Genomic DNA, 15,018 nt, shown 5'->3' with positions numbered 1-15,018 from the left:
AGGTAAGCTGGAGCCATGCCCCGTAATCCGGACGCGACACGAGCCCGCATCATGAAGGCGGCCACCGAGGAGTTCGCCACCTACGGGATCGCCGGCGCCCGCATGGACCGGGTCGCGGAGCGGGCCGCGAGCAGCAAGGAGCGGATCTACACCTACTTCGGCAACAAGGAACAGCTCTTCGACGCGGTCTTCAGCAACTACGTCAAGGAGTCCCTCGCCGAGGTCGACTTCGACGCCCACGATCTGCCGGCGTACGCGGGCCGTATGTTCGACCACTTCGCCGACGACCCCGAGCGGCTGCGGCTGTCGACCTGGTACCGCCTGGAGCGCGCGGACGCCACGCACCTCCAGACCCTGATCGAGACCAACGATCTCCGGGTCCACCGCATCGCGGCCGCGCAGGACGACGGATCGGTCCCGTCCCACTTCACCGCCGTCCAGCTGCTGGCGCTCATCCAGGCGCTCTCGACGTCCTGGGCGACGATGAACCCGGAGTTCTCGACCCTCGCCGCGCCCGTCAGCCGGCGCGAACGGCGCCGCACGGTGGTCGAGGCGGTGGCGCGCGTCGTCGGCGTCACCACCGACGCGCCCGACGACGGCGCCCCGGACGACGAGGGCTGAGCGCGAACCGGGGGGTTTGTCCCTCCGGCAGCGCCATCGGGACCGGGATCACGGCGGCCCCGGCGTCCGTGCGCGGTTCCCCGGGTGGTGCGACCACGGTTGTCGGGGGAGCTTGGAAGGTGCGGGTTCTCGCGTCGCGCGACGCGGGCGGGCTCCCGTGACGTGGCCGACGAGACGAACAGGGAAAACTGGTGGTCAACCGTGCCGAACTCCTCCGGACAACCGCAGCCGCGCCCCCGCCGTGTCTCGGTCGACCGCGACGGGCCGGTCCTCGTGGAGGGGCCGGTCGAGGCGGTCGACGGAGCCGGGAACACCTGCGTCTCGAACCGGTTCGTCGTCGCCCTGTGCGCCTGCCGCCGCAGCCGCTCCTACCCGTGGTGCGACACGAGCCACCGCCGCCGGAAACGGCGGGAGGAGCGCCGGGGCCCTGGGGACGGCCGCGGTCCCGGCGGCGAAGCCCGGGAGGAGCAGAAGGAGGGAGGGCCCGGCGGTGACGCCGTACCGTGAGTCACGCGCGCTGAGCCCGCCGCTGCCGGAGGAACGGGGCGCGATCTCCGCCTCCGTACGGAAGGCGCTGGGCGAGGGAACAGCCGTCACGCTCCCGTCGGAGCCCGTGGCCGCCGCCGACCCCTTCGGTGACGATCTGCAACTGGCGCTCTACGTCCTGTACGAGCTGCACTACCAGGGATTCGAGGGGGTCGACGACCGGCGGGAGTGGGACCCCGACCTGCTGCGGCTGCGCCGCCGGCTGGAGGACCGATTCCTCGGCGCCGTACGGGAGGCGGCCCCCGGGGGCGACGACGTGGAAGAGGCGCTGGCGGACCTGCTCGTCGAGCCCCTGGGCGACGACCCGACGAGCATGACGCACTTCCTCCAACGCGAGGGCACCCACGAGCAGTTGCGCGAGTACGCGGCGCTGCGTTCGCCCTACCACCTCAAGGAGGCCGACCCGCACGCCTGGGTTCTCCCCCGGCTGCACGGCAGGGCGAAGGCGGGCATGGTGGCCGTCGAGTTCGACGAGTTCGGAGCCGGCCATCCCGAGTCCATCCACGCACGGCTCTTCGCCGATCTGATGGCGGATCTCCAGCTGGACACCCGCTACGGCCACTACGTGGACGCGACACCCGCCGAGGCCCTGGCCTCCGTCAACCTCATGTCCACGCTGGGACTCCACCGCGCGCTGCGGGGCGCTCTCGTGGGTCATTTCGCGGTGGTGGAGGTGACGTCGTCCCCGGGGTCCCGGCGGTTGGCGCGGGCCATGCGCCGGACCGGCGCGGGCGCCGCCGCCGAGCGCTTCTACGACGAGCATGTGGAGGCCGACGCGGTCCATGAACAGGTCGTCCGGCGCGAGGTAGTCGCCGGGCTGCTGGCCGACGAGCCGCATCTGGAGCCCGATGTCGCGTTCGGCGTACGGGCCACCGTGCTCGTGGAGGACCGGCTGGCGGCCCGTCTGCTCCCCGCGTGGCGCGCCGGCCGGAGCGCCCTGCGGCGCCCGCTGCCATCGTGAGGGGCCCGGGCCCGGGCGCGGGTCGCCGGTCGCGGCGCGCCGCGGGTCGCCGTCATGCCACCGGGTCCCGTTCCCGGAGCCTGCTGAGCAGTTGGTCGCCGATACGGGCGACCTCCGGCCGGTACGGGGTGTCGGAGAGGACGAAGTGGGTGACCCCGAGCCGGCGGTACTCCCGCAGCGCGGCGGCCACGTCGTCCGGGGAGCCGACCAGCCAGGTGGTGCCCGCGCCACCGCCCCCGACCCGCCCGGGCGCGGTGTACAGGCAGGAGTCCAGCACCTCACCGCGCTCCGCGAGGTCGTAGAGCCGCTGCTGGCCGACGGCCCTGCGCCGCCCGCCGTGCATCGTCGTGTCACGGACGCCCGCGAGCCGGGCCACCTTCGCCTCCGCGTCGCGCCAGGCCTCCTCGGTCGTGTCGCGGACCAGCGTCGTGACGCGCAGTCCGAACTCCAGCGGCGCGTGGGTCCGGCCGAGGGACCGGCTCAGCTTCTCCAGCCGGTCGATCCGCTCGGCCACGCCGTCGAGCGGTTCCCCCCAGAAGAGCTGCACGTCGGCCTCGGTGGCCGAGACCGCCTCGGCCGCGGCGGAGGCGCCGCCGAAGTAGAGCGTCGGGGTCCTGCCGTTCTCGGCGCCGTACGGGCGCGGGCTCACGGTGGAGTCCTCCACACCGAAGAACTCGCCCCGGAAGGTGACGTTCTCCTCCGTCCAGAGCCGGCGCACCAGTTGGAGGAACTCCCGTGTGCGGTCGTACCGGCGGGCCGGGTCGCTCTCTCCGTCGCCGTACGCCCCCGCGTTGTCGAGACCGCTGACGATGTTGACCAACAGGCGTCCGCCGCTGAGCCGGTCGAGCGTGGCCGCGGCGCTCGCGAAGTGGGCGGGCTGCCAGTAGCCGGGGCGAATGGCCACCAGCGGTTTGAACGTGGTGGTGAGGGCTGCCAGTGCGGTGGCCACGGTGAAGGTGTCGGGCCGGCCCCATCCCGTACCGATGAGGGCTCCGCCCCAGCCGTGGGCCTCCGCCGCCCGGGCGATCTCGGTGGAGAAGCCGAGGGTGCCCCACCCGTCGGTGGTGTCGTCTCCTCGGTGGCCTGGCTCGACCGTGTTGGGGATGTACCAGAGGTATTCGTCGCTCATGTCAGTACTCCGATTCACTGTCGGGCACGGCGGCATCGGTCGCCCGGCTCGCCGTGCTCGCTCGGTGGTGAATCACGCGCGCCGCCGCTCGCGGGCGGCCGAGGTCCAAGGATCGGCCCGCAGCGAAGCACGGCGCGGTGAGAGAGAAAGGGGGCCGCGAAAAAGGGGATATCGCCGGGCCGATCGGTGTCCTGTTGAGGAAGGGCCCCGGCGGATCGATTACGGGCGCGGCGCTGGACGCGGCCGGCGCCTAGAGGTCAGGCGGCACTAAAGACAGAGCGCACTGGCCGACCGCAGAAGGTCGACGTGAATGCGCGTCACGAGCCTCACACCTGGATGCACGATGCAACGGTAGGTGACGCGAGGGATCCTGGCAATGCGCCGACGCGGCCGGTGAAAGCCCTGTTGTTGCAGGGTTGTTGCCGCGCGTGGTGAGCACACCGAAGGAAAGTCGGTACGCTCCCCGTTGACTTCGGGGCATCGGCAGGAGCTGAACTGCCGTAAACAGGGGATGATCGCCATGACCAGTACACCTTCCGCCAACCTTTTCAAACCGCTCGGGGAAAGCGACCCGGATGTTGTCGGCGGGTATCGCCTCGCCGCCGTGCTCGGTGCCGGCGGAATGGGCAAGGTGTATCTCTCCTACACGCCGGGCGGCAGGCCCATCGCGATCAAGGTGATCCGGCCCGAGTTCAGCGAGGACCCCGAGTTCCGGCTGCGCTTCCAGCGGGAGGTGCAGTCCGCGGAGCGGGTGCAGGGGCTGTACACCGCTCCGGTCATCGACTCCGACACCGAAGGCGCCCAGCCCTGGCTCGCCACCGCGTATGTGCCGGGCCCCTCGCTCTCGCACGCCGTCGCCCAGCACGGCGCACTGCCGCTGCGGAGTGTGCTGCTGCTCTCGGTCGGGGTCGCCGAGGCCCTCCATGTCATCCATGGCGCGGGTATCGTCCACCGCGACCTCAAGCCCGCCAACGTGCTTCTCGCCTCCGACGGCCCCCGAGTGATCGACTTCGGTATCGCCCGCGCCGCCGAGACCACCGCGCTGACCGGTACCGGAGTCAGCGTGGGCACCCCCGCGTTCATGGCGCCCGAACAGGCGGCGGCCGGTACGGTCGGCCCCGCCACCGACGTCTTCGCCCTCGGCCAGATCGCGGCCTTCGCGGCGATCGGTTCACCCGCCTACGGCGAGGGGTCCTCGCACGCGGTGCTCTACCGGATCGTGCACGAGGACCCCGATCTCAGCCGGGTCCCGGCGGAACTGCTGCCGTTGGTGTCCCGCTGTCTGACGCGCGACCCGGACGCCCGGCCGAGCCTGACCGAGATCATCGAGCTGTGCCACGAGATCTCGCCCGAGCCGCTGCGCCAGGGCGAGGACTGGCTCCCGCGCTCGGTCGCGGGATCGATCACCGAGCGGCTGCGGCTGCCCGAGCCGGCGAGGACCCCGCCGCCGCAGCCCACCGTCGCGCCGACACCGACGCAGTTCGCCCCCCAGCATCCGCCGACGCAGTACTCGCCTCAGCCGCCGGCGCCGGGCACCGTGAACCCGTACGCGCCCACCGGGTTCTCGCACGCCGCGCCGACGCGGAGCGCGCCGGGAGCGCCGGGCCCGGTGCCTCCGCCGCCGCACGGGCACCCGACGCGGCCCACATCCGCGCCGGGGTACCAGACGCCCCCGCCCGGCTACCACACCCCGCCGCCCGTCGTGCACGCTCCCTACGTACCGCCGCAGCAGCCCAGGCCGAAGCGGACCGGGCTGATCGTCGCCGCGTCGGTCGTGGGCGCGATCGTCGTCCTCGCGGTCGTCGGGTCCCTGCTGCCGGACGGCTCAAGCGGCGACGACGAGTCGAAGTCGTCCGGCACGAGCACGAGCAGGAGCCCCGAGAGCGGTGATTCGAGCGGCGAGGCCTCGGGCGGCGGACAGAAGAGGGCGGACCCGAAGCCGGTCTCGTACAAGGGCATCGACCTGACGGACGGCTACGAGCTCATGCTCGCCGACAGCCCGCCGCGCCCGGTCGAGAGCGAGGACGCGGCTTACGGCAACGCGGATGTCTACTTCAGCGACGTCGACTTCCTGGACGAGGCCACCATCGGCACCGCCAACGGGAAGTTCGTCCTGCTGAACAACACGCAGAAGGGCTCTCTGGAAACCTGCCGCACGGAGACGCGCTTCACGCAGAAGATCAGCCTCGACCAGCTCAGCCGCGGGTCGGAGATCTGCGTGCTCAGCGACGCGGGCCATATCGCGGTGGCGACCTATCAGGGCAAGTCCGGGGAGAACGACCCGGGCCAGTACGTCACCCTCGACCTGGAGATCTGGCGCAACGCCGAGGACCCCACGGAGAGCTGAGGCGGCGCCTCCTCACGGCAGGTCTGCGCCGGACGGGTGAGCCGGTCCGCGGCGTCGGCTCGGCGTGGTGCGGGCCGCGCCCCCGCACCGTATTGGTGGCCTCTTCGGGCAGGCGACGCGGAGGCGGTGTGACGGGGTGCCGACGACCGAAGCGGTGCGTCCGGGGCGCGCCCAGTGGGGTGCGCTGATCCTGTTCGCCGGGGCGTCCGGCGCGGTCGACGTACTCGCGTTCACCGCGCTGGGACGGGTCTTCGCCGGTGTGATGACCGGAAACCTCGTTCTTCTGGGGCTCTCGCTGACGGGAACGGGCCACGAGGGCGGGCCGGCCATGCCGCTGCTGGCGCTGGGCGGCTATGTGGCGGGGGTCGCGGCCGTGGCGCCGTTCGCCCGGCACCGGCCGGGGGAGCCGGAGACTCGCTGGCCGCGCGCGGTCGTACGGAGTCTCGCCGTCGAGGTGCTGCTCCTGGCCGCCGTCGCCGTCGGCTGGGGGGCGGCCGACGGGGCACCCGCCGAGCCCTGGCCCGATGTCGTGCTCGTCGCCATCGCCGCCGCCATGGGGATCCAGTCCGCCGCGCTGGCCGGGGCGGGCGCGGCGGGCGGGCCCGGCACGTACTTCACCGGCATCCTCACCCAGGTGGTCGCGCACGCCGTCGGACCGCCCGGCGAACGCCGCGCGGACCTCGGCAACCTGGCCCGGCTGATCTCGCTCACCGGCGGCGCCGCCGTGGGCGCGCTGGTCCACTCGGCCTCCGCGCCCTGGGCGATGACCGTCCCGCTGGTCCTGGCGTCGGCCGCACTCGCGTGCGTGGCCGTCCCCCCTCGCCCGCGGCGGCCCACCCCCGCCCCCGCCACACCGTCAGGAGACATGCCATGAAGGCCGTGGTCTACGACGCCACCCGCCGGGTGTCCGTGCAGGACGTCGAGGACGCGGCGCTGGAGGAGCCGACGGACGCCCTCGTACGGATCACGTCGAGCGCCCTGTGCGGCACCGACCTGCACATGTACGACGGCCGGACCGGCGCGGAGCCGGGCCTCGTCCTGGGCCACGAGCCGCTGGGGGTGGTCGAGCGGACCGGCTCCGCCGTCACGGCGGTCGCGCCGGGCGACCGGGTCGTGATGCCCACCCACCTCTTCTGCGGCGTCTGCCCCCAGTGCGCCCGTGGGCTGACCGCCGCGTGCAGCAGGATCAGGCCCGGCGCCTTCGGTGCCGCGTACGGTTACGCGGGCATGGGACCGTACCGCGGCGCGCAGGCCGAACTGCTGCGCGTGCCGTACGCCGACGCGAACTGCGTGCCTCTGCCCGGCGAGCCCGGCGACCGGTACGAGGACGCGTTCGTGCTGCTGGCGGACGCGTTCGTCACGGGCTGGCACGCCACCGAGCTGGCCCGGGTACGACCGGGCGACAGCGTCGCCGTGTTCGGCGCGGGGGCCGTGGGGCTGCTGGCCGCCCACTCGGCCGTCATCCGCGGCGCCGGCCAGGTCTTCGTGGTCGACCACATCGCCGAGCGGCTGGCCGTCGCCGCCGAATTCGGCGCCGTACCGGTGGACTTCACCGCCGGCGACCCCGTCCGGCAGATCCGCGACCACCGGCGCGAGCGGGGGCTGCCGCCGGGCGAGGAGGGAACGGACGGGGTGGACTGCGGCATCGACGCGGTCGGTTTCCAGGCGCGCGACCGGGCGGAGCCGGGGCGGGAGAACCCGCGTCAGGTCATCGAGGACCTCGCACGGCTGGTGAACCCCGCCGGATCGCTCGGTATCGCCGGGGTCTTCGCCGCCGGGGATGTCAACCCGGCGGTGGGCGGTCATCACGACGGATCGCTCCGGGTGCCGTGGGCGACGCTGTTCGACCGGGGCGTCCACGTCGGTTTCGGCCGCACCCACGACCGGCGCTACACGCGCCTGTTGCGCGACCTGGTGCTGGACGGCCGGGCGCGGCCGGAGAAGGTGGTCACGCATCACGGTTCGCTGGCCGACGCGCCGGGTCTGTACGCCTCCTTCGACCGCCGCGCCGACGGCATCGTGAAGGCGGTGCTCCGCCCGTAGGCCGATCCCCTCGCTCCGCGCGGCCTGCGGGAGCGTGGCCGCGGCGGGCGTCGCCGGGAGGTCAGGTGTCGCCGGGTCCGAGCGCGGCGCAGATCCCCCGGAAGGAGCGGTGCCCCGAGGCCACCGCTCCCTCGCCAGGTGTCCTCACGCCTTGACCGCGGACTTCTCCGGTTCGGAACTTCCGTGGGTTTTCTCCAGGCCGCCGGCAGCGGTGCGTACCGCCGGGATGACGGCCGCGATCGCGGCGGAGACCAGCGCGACACCGCAGCCGATCAGCAGGCCCGTACGGAAGCCGCTCTCGGAGGTGATGGTGAAGCCGCCGATGTCGGTCGTCATCTGGGAGAGGACGACGCCGATCACGGCGGCGCCGATCGAGGTGCCGAGCGAGCGCATCAGGGTGTTGAAGCTGTTCGCGGCGGCGGTCTCGGAGAGCGGGACGGAGCTCATGATGAGCGCGGGCATCGAACCGTAGGCCAGTCCCACACCACTGTTGATCACCATGATGGCGAGCATGATCCCCCACGCCGACCCCATCAGCACGAGCGAGAGCCCGTAGCCCGCGGCGATGACGAGGACGCCGCTGAGGAGCGTGAGCTTCGGGCCGTGGGAGTTGGTCAGCTTTCCGCCGAGCGGGGAGACGATCATCATCATCACGCCGCCGGGTGCCATCCACAGACCGGACGCGAGAATCGACTGCCCCAGGCCGTAGCCGGTGGCCTCGGGGAACTGGAGCAGTTGCGGAACCACCAGCATGCTGGAGTACATCGCGAAACCGACGAAGATCGACGCGAGGTTGGTGAGCAGGACCCGGGGACGGGCGGTGGTGCGCAGGTCGACCAACGGGTCGGTCGTGCGCAACTCCCAGGCGCCCCAGCCGACCAGCAACACGACGGCGGCCACGAAGAGACCCAGTGTGGTCCCCGAACTCCAGCCCCAGTCCGCTCCCTTGGAGATCGCGAGCAGCAGACTGACCAGACCCGCGCCGAGGGCGATCGCGCCGGGCGCGTCGAACCGCTGCCCCTTGGCGCTGGCGGGCACGTCCGGGATCAGGGTCCAGATCATCACGGCGATCACCGTGGCCAGTACGGCGGAACCCCAGAAGAGCACCCGCCAGTTGGCGTACTGGGCGACCGCGGCGGCGATCGGCAGCCCGAGGCCGCCGCCGATTCCCATGGAGGCGCTCACCAGCGCGATGGAGGAGCTGAGCCTCTCCGTGGGTACGACATCGCGCAGCAGGGCAATACCGAGCGGCACCATGCCCATTCCCATGCCCTGGAGCCCGCGTCCGACGATCATCGGCAGGACGGACGACGAGAGCGCACACACCACCGAGCCCGCGATCAGCGGCACCGAGCAGACGAGAAGCATGCGGCGCTTGCCGATCAGGTCACCCAGGCGACCGACGACCGGCACGCAGACGGCCGCCACCAGGAGGGTCGTCGTGATCACCCAAGTGGCGTTCGACGCGCTGGTGTTCAGGATCTTCGGCAGGTCGGCGATGAGCGGGGTGACCAGCGTCTGCATGATCGCGGCCGTGGTGCCGGCGAGCGCCAGCGTCGCGACCACACCGCCCGAGCGGGATGCGGGCTGAGGGGCGTCCATGAAAGGGGACTCCTAGGGCTGTCTTACCTGAAAAGAACATGTGCATCATACATACCATGTGCATCGGGCATCTTACGTGCACAATGCATAAACATGAGAAGATGATGTCCGGGCCGTACGGACGTGATGCGACAATGGCCCGGCGAGAGAGGCAGGAGGCGACACAGGCATGGTCGGCGCCACGCACGAGGTCGAGTACGAGCAGATGCTCCTCAGCCGCCACACGTTTCTGCACCAGAAGGGCGGACGCCGCAAGGACGGCGTACTGGAACGCAGCGCCTACATCCTGCTCAGCCGTATTCGCCTCCAGGGGCCGATGTCGATCGGCGAACTCAGCGACGCCTTCGGGCTCGACGCCTCCACCCTGAACCGTCAGACGGCGGCCGCGATGCGCGCGGGGCTCGTGAAGCGCATCCCGGATCCCGAAGGCGGTATGGCCCGTAAGTTCCGCATCACGGACGAGGGCGCACGCGTCCTCGACGAGGAACGGGAGGCCACGGTGCAGGCCCTGGACCGGGTCATGTCCGAGTGGCCGGAAGAGGACATCGCCGCGTTCGCCGCGTATCTGAAGCGCTTCAACACCGACATCGAACGGCTCGCCGGAAGGCCCTGGCCGCGCCTCTGAGCGAGGGCGGGTCCGCGCCGCGCCTCTGCCGGCCGGCCGGGATTCATCCGTATGGAGTAGTCGCGCGAGGGGCGGCGATCGGCGGCTGCCGGGCAGGCCAACGGTGCGCGGATCGGTCCGGCCCGGTGGTTGTCGAGGGATCGGCGCCGCTCGTCGAGGTGCGCGTCACGGGTCGGGGCCGCCAGTCTGGAAGGGAGTACGCCGCATACCGGACCGAGGCGAGCGAGCCGCCCACGCCGACAAGGAGACCCCCCATGGCGACCTGGACCAAGGACGAGCTGAACAGGATCGAGCACGCCGACGAGCTGGAGGTCGCTCCGCTCGGCAGCGACGACACGCCACGCCGCCCGACCACGATCTGGGTGGTCCGCGAGGGCGACGACCTGCACATACGCGCCTTCCGCGGACCCGGCGGCGTCTGGTTCCGCGCGGCCAAGGCGAAGCACGCCGGCCACATCAGCTCCGGCGGTGTGGACAAGGACGTCACGTTCGTGGAGGAGGACGACCCGGCGCTCAACGACCGGATCGACCGGGCCTACCGCAGCAAGTACGGCGGCTACAGCGACAGTTATGTCGACCCGATGGTGGCCGACGGCGCCCGTGCCACGACCCTCAAGCTCGTCCCCCGCTGAACCGGTGGCGGGGGAGTCCGCGGCCGTCCGGACTCCCCCGCCGCGGCCCGGCCCGCTCTCATGACAAGGACCCTCCTATGACCACCCTCGCCATCGTCGGAGCAGGCAGCGGTCTGGGCGGCGCCGTGGCGCGCCGCTTCGGGCGTGAAGGCTTCGATGTCGCCCTCGTCTCCCGTACCAAGGAGCACGTCGACGCCCTCGCCGCCGAGCTCGGCGGCGAGGGCGTGAACGCGCGCGGGTTCGCCGCCGACGTACGCGATCCGGCCGCGCTCTCGGCCGCGCTGGACGCGGCCGCCACGGACCTCGGCGCCGTTGAGGTCCTTCAGTACAGCCCGATCCCGCACAGGGACTTCATGAAGCCGGTCCTGGAGACGACGCCGGCCGACATCGAGGCTCCGCTGGCGTTCTCGGTCATGGGACCGATGACGGCCGTCCGTCAGGTACTGCCCGGGATGCGCACCCTCGGCCGTGGCACGCTGCTGTTCATCAACGGCGGTACGGCCGTCCAGCCGCACCCCGACCGGGCGGGCACCTCCATCGCCTTCGCCGGGGAGAGCGCCTACGCGCGGATGCTCCACGACGCGCTCGCGAGCGAGAACATCCACGCGGCGCAGCTCGTCATCCCCGGCGCGATCACCCCCGGGCATCCGCGCAAGGACCCGGCCGTGCTCGCCGACACGCTCTGGGGGATGTACCGGGAGCGCGGGGAGTTCCGGCACTACGCCGAACCCCTGGAGCCCTGACCCGCCGGCGGGAGCACGGGCGAGCGGTGGCCAAGCGCGTCGACCGTGGGCCATGGGCGTCGGCGCATGATCAGCCGGTGACCACCCCGAGGCCCTGCTTGACCTGGCGCGTCACCTCGTCGGCCAGTATCTCCGGGGTGGCCTTCTCAAGACCGTCCAGGGCCAGCGCCGCGACGGCCGCCGGGGAGATCTTCTGGTCCGCATCGATGTGCGCGGCCATGTCGGTGTCCATGTAGCCCACGTGCAGGGCGGACACCCGGATGCCCCGGGGCTCCAGCTCCTCGCGGATCGAGTTGGTCAGGGCCCACGCCGCCGCCTTGCCCGCGCTGTAGGCGCCGAGGGCGGCCGGGTGGAACCAGGACAGCACCGAGAGAACATTCAGGATCGAGCCACCGCCGTTGCCCTCGATGACGGGCGTGAAGGCACGGGTCACCCGCAGAGTGCCGAAGAAGTGGGTGTCCATCTCCAGCCGGATCCGGTCGGGATCGCCCGCCACGAGGGGTGTGTGGGTGGAGATGCCCGCGTTGTTCACCAGGAGCGTGGCATCGGGGGCGGCAGCCGCCGCGGCGCGGACCGACGCCGGATCGGTGAGGTCCAGACGCAGCGGTACGGCGCCGGGCAGGTCGACCGTCTCGGGGCGGCGGGCCCCCGCGTACACCTTGGCGCCACGTCGCAGCAGCTGTTCGGCGATCTGACGGCCCAGCCCTCGGTTGGCGCCGGTGACAACCGCTACGGCGTTGTTCAGTTCCATGGTCCTGCCCCTTCGTGGAAGGCGAACGGCCTCTTCCGGCCGCCGCCGGCTCACATAGATTACAGTCATAATCTAAAAAGGGAAGGTGTGAGGCGTACGATAGATGTCATCGAACATTTATTCAGGGAGGTGGCCCATGGGCCGCGCATCGAAGGAACAGGCGCAGGAGAACCGCCGCCGGATCGTCGACACCGCCTCCCGTCTCTTCCGCGAACAGGGCACCGACGGTGTCAGCGTCGCCGACCTGATGAAGGCCGCCGGGCTCACCCACGGGGGCTTCTACAAGCACTTCGACTCCAAGGAAGCCCTCGTCGACGAGGCCACCGCCGTCGCGTTCGACGACTTCGCGGAGCAGGGCGCCGCCCCCGCAGGGGCCGGCGACGGTGAGGGCGACGCGAAGACCGCGCGCGGCGCGTTCGTCGACCACTACCTCTCCCCCGCGCACCGGGACGACATGGCCGGGGGCTGCCCGACAGCGGGTCTGGCCGTCGACATGGCGCGCGGCGCGGCGGGCAGCGCGGCCCGCCACACCTACGCCGAAGGGGTCCGCGCGTTCGCGCGGCAGATGGCCGACGACGACGAGGGGGACGACGGTCTCGCCCGTCTCAGCACGATGGTCGGAGCGCTGATCCTGGCCCGCGCGGTCCGCGACGACCCGCTCTCCGACGAACTCCTCGCGGCGGCGCGGGCCGAGGTTTCGGAGTAACGCTCCCCTCCGGGCCGCCCCGGCGACCCGGGGCCGGGGCGGCCCGGAGGCCGGGCCTCAGCGGCGCGGGCCCAGCAGCCGGATCGCGTCGGCCGCCACCGTCCCGTCGGCGTCGTTGGACAGCTCGACCGAGGTGCCGAGGCCGGCCCGGAGCCGGTACGTGCCCAGCGAGACCCATGAGCCGCCACGCGGATCGGCGGCTCCCGCCACCCGCTGGTCGACCCGGACGGCGGCGGTACCGTCCGCGTGGACGACGGAGTACGGGGCGTTGCTCGCGCGGCCCGCACCCGGGGGGTACGACGTCTGGATCTCGTAGGAACCGTCCAGGGGTACCGCCGGACGCCAGCGCACCGTCCGCTCGCCGGAACCGGCGGGCGCCGTACGGTAGTTGCCCGCCCAGAAGCCGGGGTCGGCCGTCGCCGTCGGCCAGCTGCCGCTGACGACCGCGAAGCCCAGCCGGTCGTTGTCCACGACCACCTCGGCGCGGACGTCGGCGGTGCCCGGCGCCTCGACCAGGCTGAGGGAGTCCAGGCCGAGCACGGTCCCGCCGCCCCGGCCGGCGCCCGTCACCACGCATCGCACGGTGTGGCGCCCGGCGCGCAGCCGGGCGGTGCCGATACGGGCGAGGTCGAAGCCGTCGGCGGACTGCGCCGTGGTGTCGATCGCGAAGGCGGGGAGCCTGCTGCCGTTCACGGTGACCGTGGCCAGTGCGCCGTCCGCCGAGCGGTAGTGGCGCAGGAGGAGTTCGTACTCGGCGGAGCGTGCCACCCGGAAGGTGAACTCGACCGCGCCGCCCACCTGTTCGGGGGTGAAGACCAGCCGCTCGCCGCCGCGCGCCAGCGGATCCGCGACCGTCCGCACCGTGCCGCCGGTGACCTTGCGGGCCGTGTCCGCGAGGGCGACCGCGGCCTCCCGGAGGCGGGGGCCGCGGCGCAGGCTGTCGCGGCCACGGGTCAGCCAGTCGAGCGAGAAGCGGCAGACGTTGACCCGGCGCGGCGCGCTCGCCAGGTCGCCGTCGCAGCCGTAGAGCAGCACGATGGTGCCGTCGGAGAGCCGGGCGAGATCCGAGTAGAAGGAACGATTCTCGTTGATGACCCGCCGGTAGCGGTAGGAGATGCCCTCGTCGTAGCTGACCGAGACCGTCATGTTGTACCGGACGGGCGAGTCGGGGCGGCTGAACAGCACCCGGTCCGTCTCCCGGCTGCCGGGACCGCCGGTGTAGCGCAGCAGGCCGGCGTCCACCGCGTTGAACGAACCGGTGCCGCCGTCGAACGCCGGCTGGGACCAGGTCGTACCGTCGTCGGAGCTGACGGAGACGATGCGCTGCCCCTCGCCGCCCGCCGCCGCGCGGCCGTTCACGAGCACGGTGCCGTCGGAGCGCTGCACCATCCGCGCCTCGTTTATGGGGTACTTGACCTGTACGGGGACCTCACCGGTCGCCCTCCAGGTGGCGCCGTGGTCGTCGCTGTAGATCGGCGCGACGCCGTAGTACCGCTCGGCCACGGTGTTGCCGACGATCACCCTGCGGTGCGAGCAGTTGAGCAGCAGACGGCCGGACTTCAGCTGGAGTCCGTGGCCCGGACCGGGGCCGTGCAGCGCCCAGTTGTAGGGGAATCCGTCGAACAGGCCCCCCAGGTTGCGCACGTCGCCCCAGGTTCTGCCGCTGTCCCGGCTGGAGATCACATAGAGGTCGCCGGAGTCGCCCGAGCAGGAGGTGTTCTCCGGCAGCCGGAGCGAGAGCATGTAGAAGAGGAAGACCTCCCGCGTCTGACGGTCCACCACCAGCGCCGGGTTGCCCCAGGAGTCGCCGTTGGCGGAGGTGACCAGCGAGCGGCTCGCCTCCCAGGTCCTGCCGCCGTCGGTGCTGCGGCGCAGCAGCAGATCGCGCGGGCCGGCGTCGCACACCTCGTGGCGGCCCTCGGTCACGGCCAGAATGGTGTCGTCGGGGAGGACGGCGAGCGCGTGGACGTGGTAGTTCACGAGCGGGCCTTCGACGGAGTCCCAGAGGGTCTGCTCGTGGAAGTAGGAGCCGTGCCGCACAGGTGCGGCCGTCCGGCCGGGCGCGGACGACCGGTCGGCGGCGTGTGCGGTGGAGCCGACGGCCGCGGGGCCGAACGCGGCGGTCGCCGAGACGCCGGCGACACCCAGGGCGAAGGATCTGCGGTTCATGGCGGTGCGCTTGGGTCCGGTGTCGGACATGGTGGGCCACCCCTTTCGGGCGGTACGGAGGAGAGAGCCGGCGCGGGGGCATAACGGTCCCGATCGGGATGTACTGGACCGATCAGGGGTGTGCGGGGTCCCGGTCGGGGGCG

General features: G+C 72.2%; 15 protein-coding genes. 10 read left to right on the top strand and 5 right to left on the bottom strand.

Annotated features, from left to right (window positions below):
* Window positions 1–15: 15 nt before the first annotated feature.
* The 3 genes from ACFWU9_RS06625 (at window position 16) to ACFWU9_RS06615 (ending at window position 2,128) form a co-directional block, all read left to right on the top strand.
* The gene (locus ACFWU9_RS06625) at window positions 16–621 is read left to right on the top strand and encodes a TetR family transcriptional regulator (RefSeq protein WP_384315281.1); all 606 of its coding nucleotides are present in this window, start codon (window positions 16–18) and stop codon (window positions 619–621) included.
* A 201-nt stretch (window positions 622–822) separates the two neighbouring features.
* Window positions 823–1,128 (top strand): CDGSH iron-sulfur domain-containing protein, encoded by a 306-nt coding sequence (locus tag ACFWU9_RS06620; RefSeq protein ID WP_384315280.1) that lies wholly within the window; start codon window positions 823–825, stop codon window positions 1,126–1,128.
* The gene (locus tag ACFWU9_RS06615) at window positions 1,112–2,128 is read left to right on the top strand and encodes an iron-containing redox enzyme family protein (RefSeq protein ID WP_384315279.1); all 1,017 of its coding nucleotides are present in this window, start codon (window positions 1,112–1,114) and stop codon (window positions 2,126–2,128) included. Before ACFWU9_RS06620 ends, ACFWU9_RS06615 begins: the two co-directional genes overlap by 17 nt.
* A gap of 52 nt (window positions 2,129–2,180) precedes the next feature.
* Here the strand turns inward: ACFWU9_RS06615 and ACFWU9_RS06610 are convergent, their stop codons facing one another.
* Together ACFWU9_RS06610 and ACFWU9_RS06605 are read right to left on the bottom strand one after the other, a co-directional pair.
* Entirely contained in the window at window positions 2,181–3,257 is a 1,077-nt protein-coding gene (locus ACFWU9_RS06610; RefSeq protein WP_384315278.1) for an LLM class flavin-dependent oxidoreductase, read from the bottom strand.
* A 267-nt stretch (window positions 3,258–3,524) separates the two neighbouring features.
* Entirely contained in the window at window positions 3,525–3,779 is a 255-nt protein-coding gene (locus ACFWU9_RS06605) for a putative leader peptide (RefSeq protein WP_384315277.1), read from the bottom strand.
* On the opposite strand from ACFWU9_RS06605, the gene ACFWU9_RS06600 reads away from it, so the two are divergent.
* From ACFWU9_RS06600 to ACFWU9_RS06590, 3 genes are all read left to right on the top strand, one after another.
* Complete coding sequence (locus ACFWU9_RS06600) at window positions 3,769–5,604, top strand: protein kinase (RefSeq protein ID WP_384315276.1); 1,836 nt, start codon at window positions 3,769–3,771, stop codon at window positions 5,602–5,604. The genes ACFWU9_RS06605 and ACFWU9_RS06600 overlap by 11 nt on opposite strands.
* Window positions 5,605–5,740: 136 nt before the next feature.
* Window positions 5,741–6,478 carry a YoaK family protein gene (locus tag ACFWU9_RS06595; protein ID WP_384315275.1) on the top strand — a complete coding sequence of 246 codons (738 nt, stop codon included), beginning with the start codon at window positions 5,741–5,743 and terminating at the stop codon, window positions 6,476–6,478.
* The gene (locus ACFWU9_RS06590) at window positions 6,475–7,647 is read left to right on the top strand and encodes a glutathione-independent formaldehyde dehydrogenase (RefSeq protein ID WP_384315274.1); all 1,173 of its coding nucleotides are present in this window, start codon (window positions 6,475–6,477) and stop codon (window positions 7,645–7,647) included. The genes ACFWU9_RS06595 and ACFWU9_RS06590 overlap by 4 nt, the downstream gene beginning before the upstream one ends.
* Before the next feature lie 144 nt (window positions 7,648–7,791).
* Here ACFWU9_RS06590 and ACFWU9_RS06585 read toward each other — a convergent pair whose 3' ends face one another.
* Window positions 7,792–9,249 (bottom strand): MFS transporter, encoded by a 1,458-nt coding sequence (locus ACFWU9_RS06585; protein ID WP_384315273.1) that lies wholly within the window; start codon window positions 9,247–9,249, stop codon window positions 7,792–7,794.
* A gap of 169 nt (window positions 9,250–9,418) precedes the next feature.
* Between ACFWU9_RS06585 and ACFWU9_RS06580 the strand changes: the two genes are divergently transcribed.
* The 3 genes from ACFWU9_RS06580 to ACFWU9_RS06570 all read left to right on the top strand — a co-directional run bounded on the left by ACFWU9_RS06580 (window position 9,419) and on the right by ACFWU9_RS06570 (window position 11,249).
* Entirely contained in the window at window positions 9,419–9,874 is a 456-nt protein-coding gene (locus tag ACFWU9_RS06580; RefSeq protein WP_384315272.1) for a MarR family winged helix-turn-helix transcriptional regulator, read from the top strand.
* A 254-nt stretch (window positions 9,875–10,128) separates the two neighbouring features.
* Window positions 10,129–10,506: a DUF2255 family protein gene (locus ACFWU9_RS06575; protein WP_384315271.1), complete on the top strand. Its 378-nt coding sequence runs from the start codon at window positions 10,129–10,131 to the stop codon at window positions 10,504–10,506.
* A 77-nt stretch (window positions 10,507–10,583) separates the two neighbouring features.
* Window positions 10,584–11,249, top strand: a complete 666-nt coding sequence (locus ACFWU9_RS06570; RefSeq protein ID WP_384315270.1) for an SDR family NAD(P)-dependent oxidoreductase — start codon at window positions 10,584–10,586, stop codon at window positions 11,247–11,249.
* Window positions 11,250–11,319: 70 nt separating this feature from the next.
* Here ACFWU9_RS06570 and ACFWU9_RS06565 read toward each other — a convergent pair whose 3' ends face one another.
* Window positions 11,320–12,000 carry an SDR family oxidoreductase gene (locus ACFWU9_RS06565; protein ID WP_384315269.1) on the bottom strand — a complete coding sequence of 227 codons (681 nt, stop codon included), beginning with the start codon at window positions 11,998–12,000 and terminating at the stop codon, window positions 11,320–11,322.
* Between the two features lie 136 nt (window positions 12,001–12,136).
* Between ACFWU9_RS06565 and ACFWU9_RS06560 the strand changes: the two genes are divergently transcribed.
* Window positions 12,137–12,706 carry a TetR family transcriptional regulator gene (locus tag ACFWU9_RS06560; protein WP_384315268.1) on the top strand — a complete coding sequence of 190 codons (570 nt, stop codon included), beginning with the start codon at window positions 12,137–12,139 and terminating at the stop codon, window positions 12,704–12,706.
* Window positions 12,707–12,763: 57 nt separating this feature from the next.
* Here ACFWU9_RS06560 and ACFWU9_RS06555 read toward each other — a convergent pair whose 3' ends face one another.
* A complete protein-coding gene (locus ACFWU9_RS06555) occupies window positions 12,764–14,905 on the bottom strand; it encodes an exo-alpha-sialidase (RefSeq protein ID WP_384315267.1) in 2,142 nt (713 codons plus the stop codon).
* Window positions 14,906–15,018: the final 113 nt, after the last annotated feature.

It is taken from the genome of Streptomyces sp. NPDC058653 (genome assembly GCF_042716895.1).
Classification (GTDB): domain Bacteria; phylum Actinomycetota; class Actinomycetes; order Streptomycetales; family Streptomycetaceae; genus Streptomyces.
This window is presented reverse-complemented; position numbering and strand designations above follow the sequence as displayed.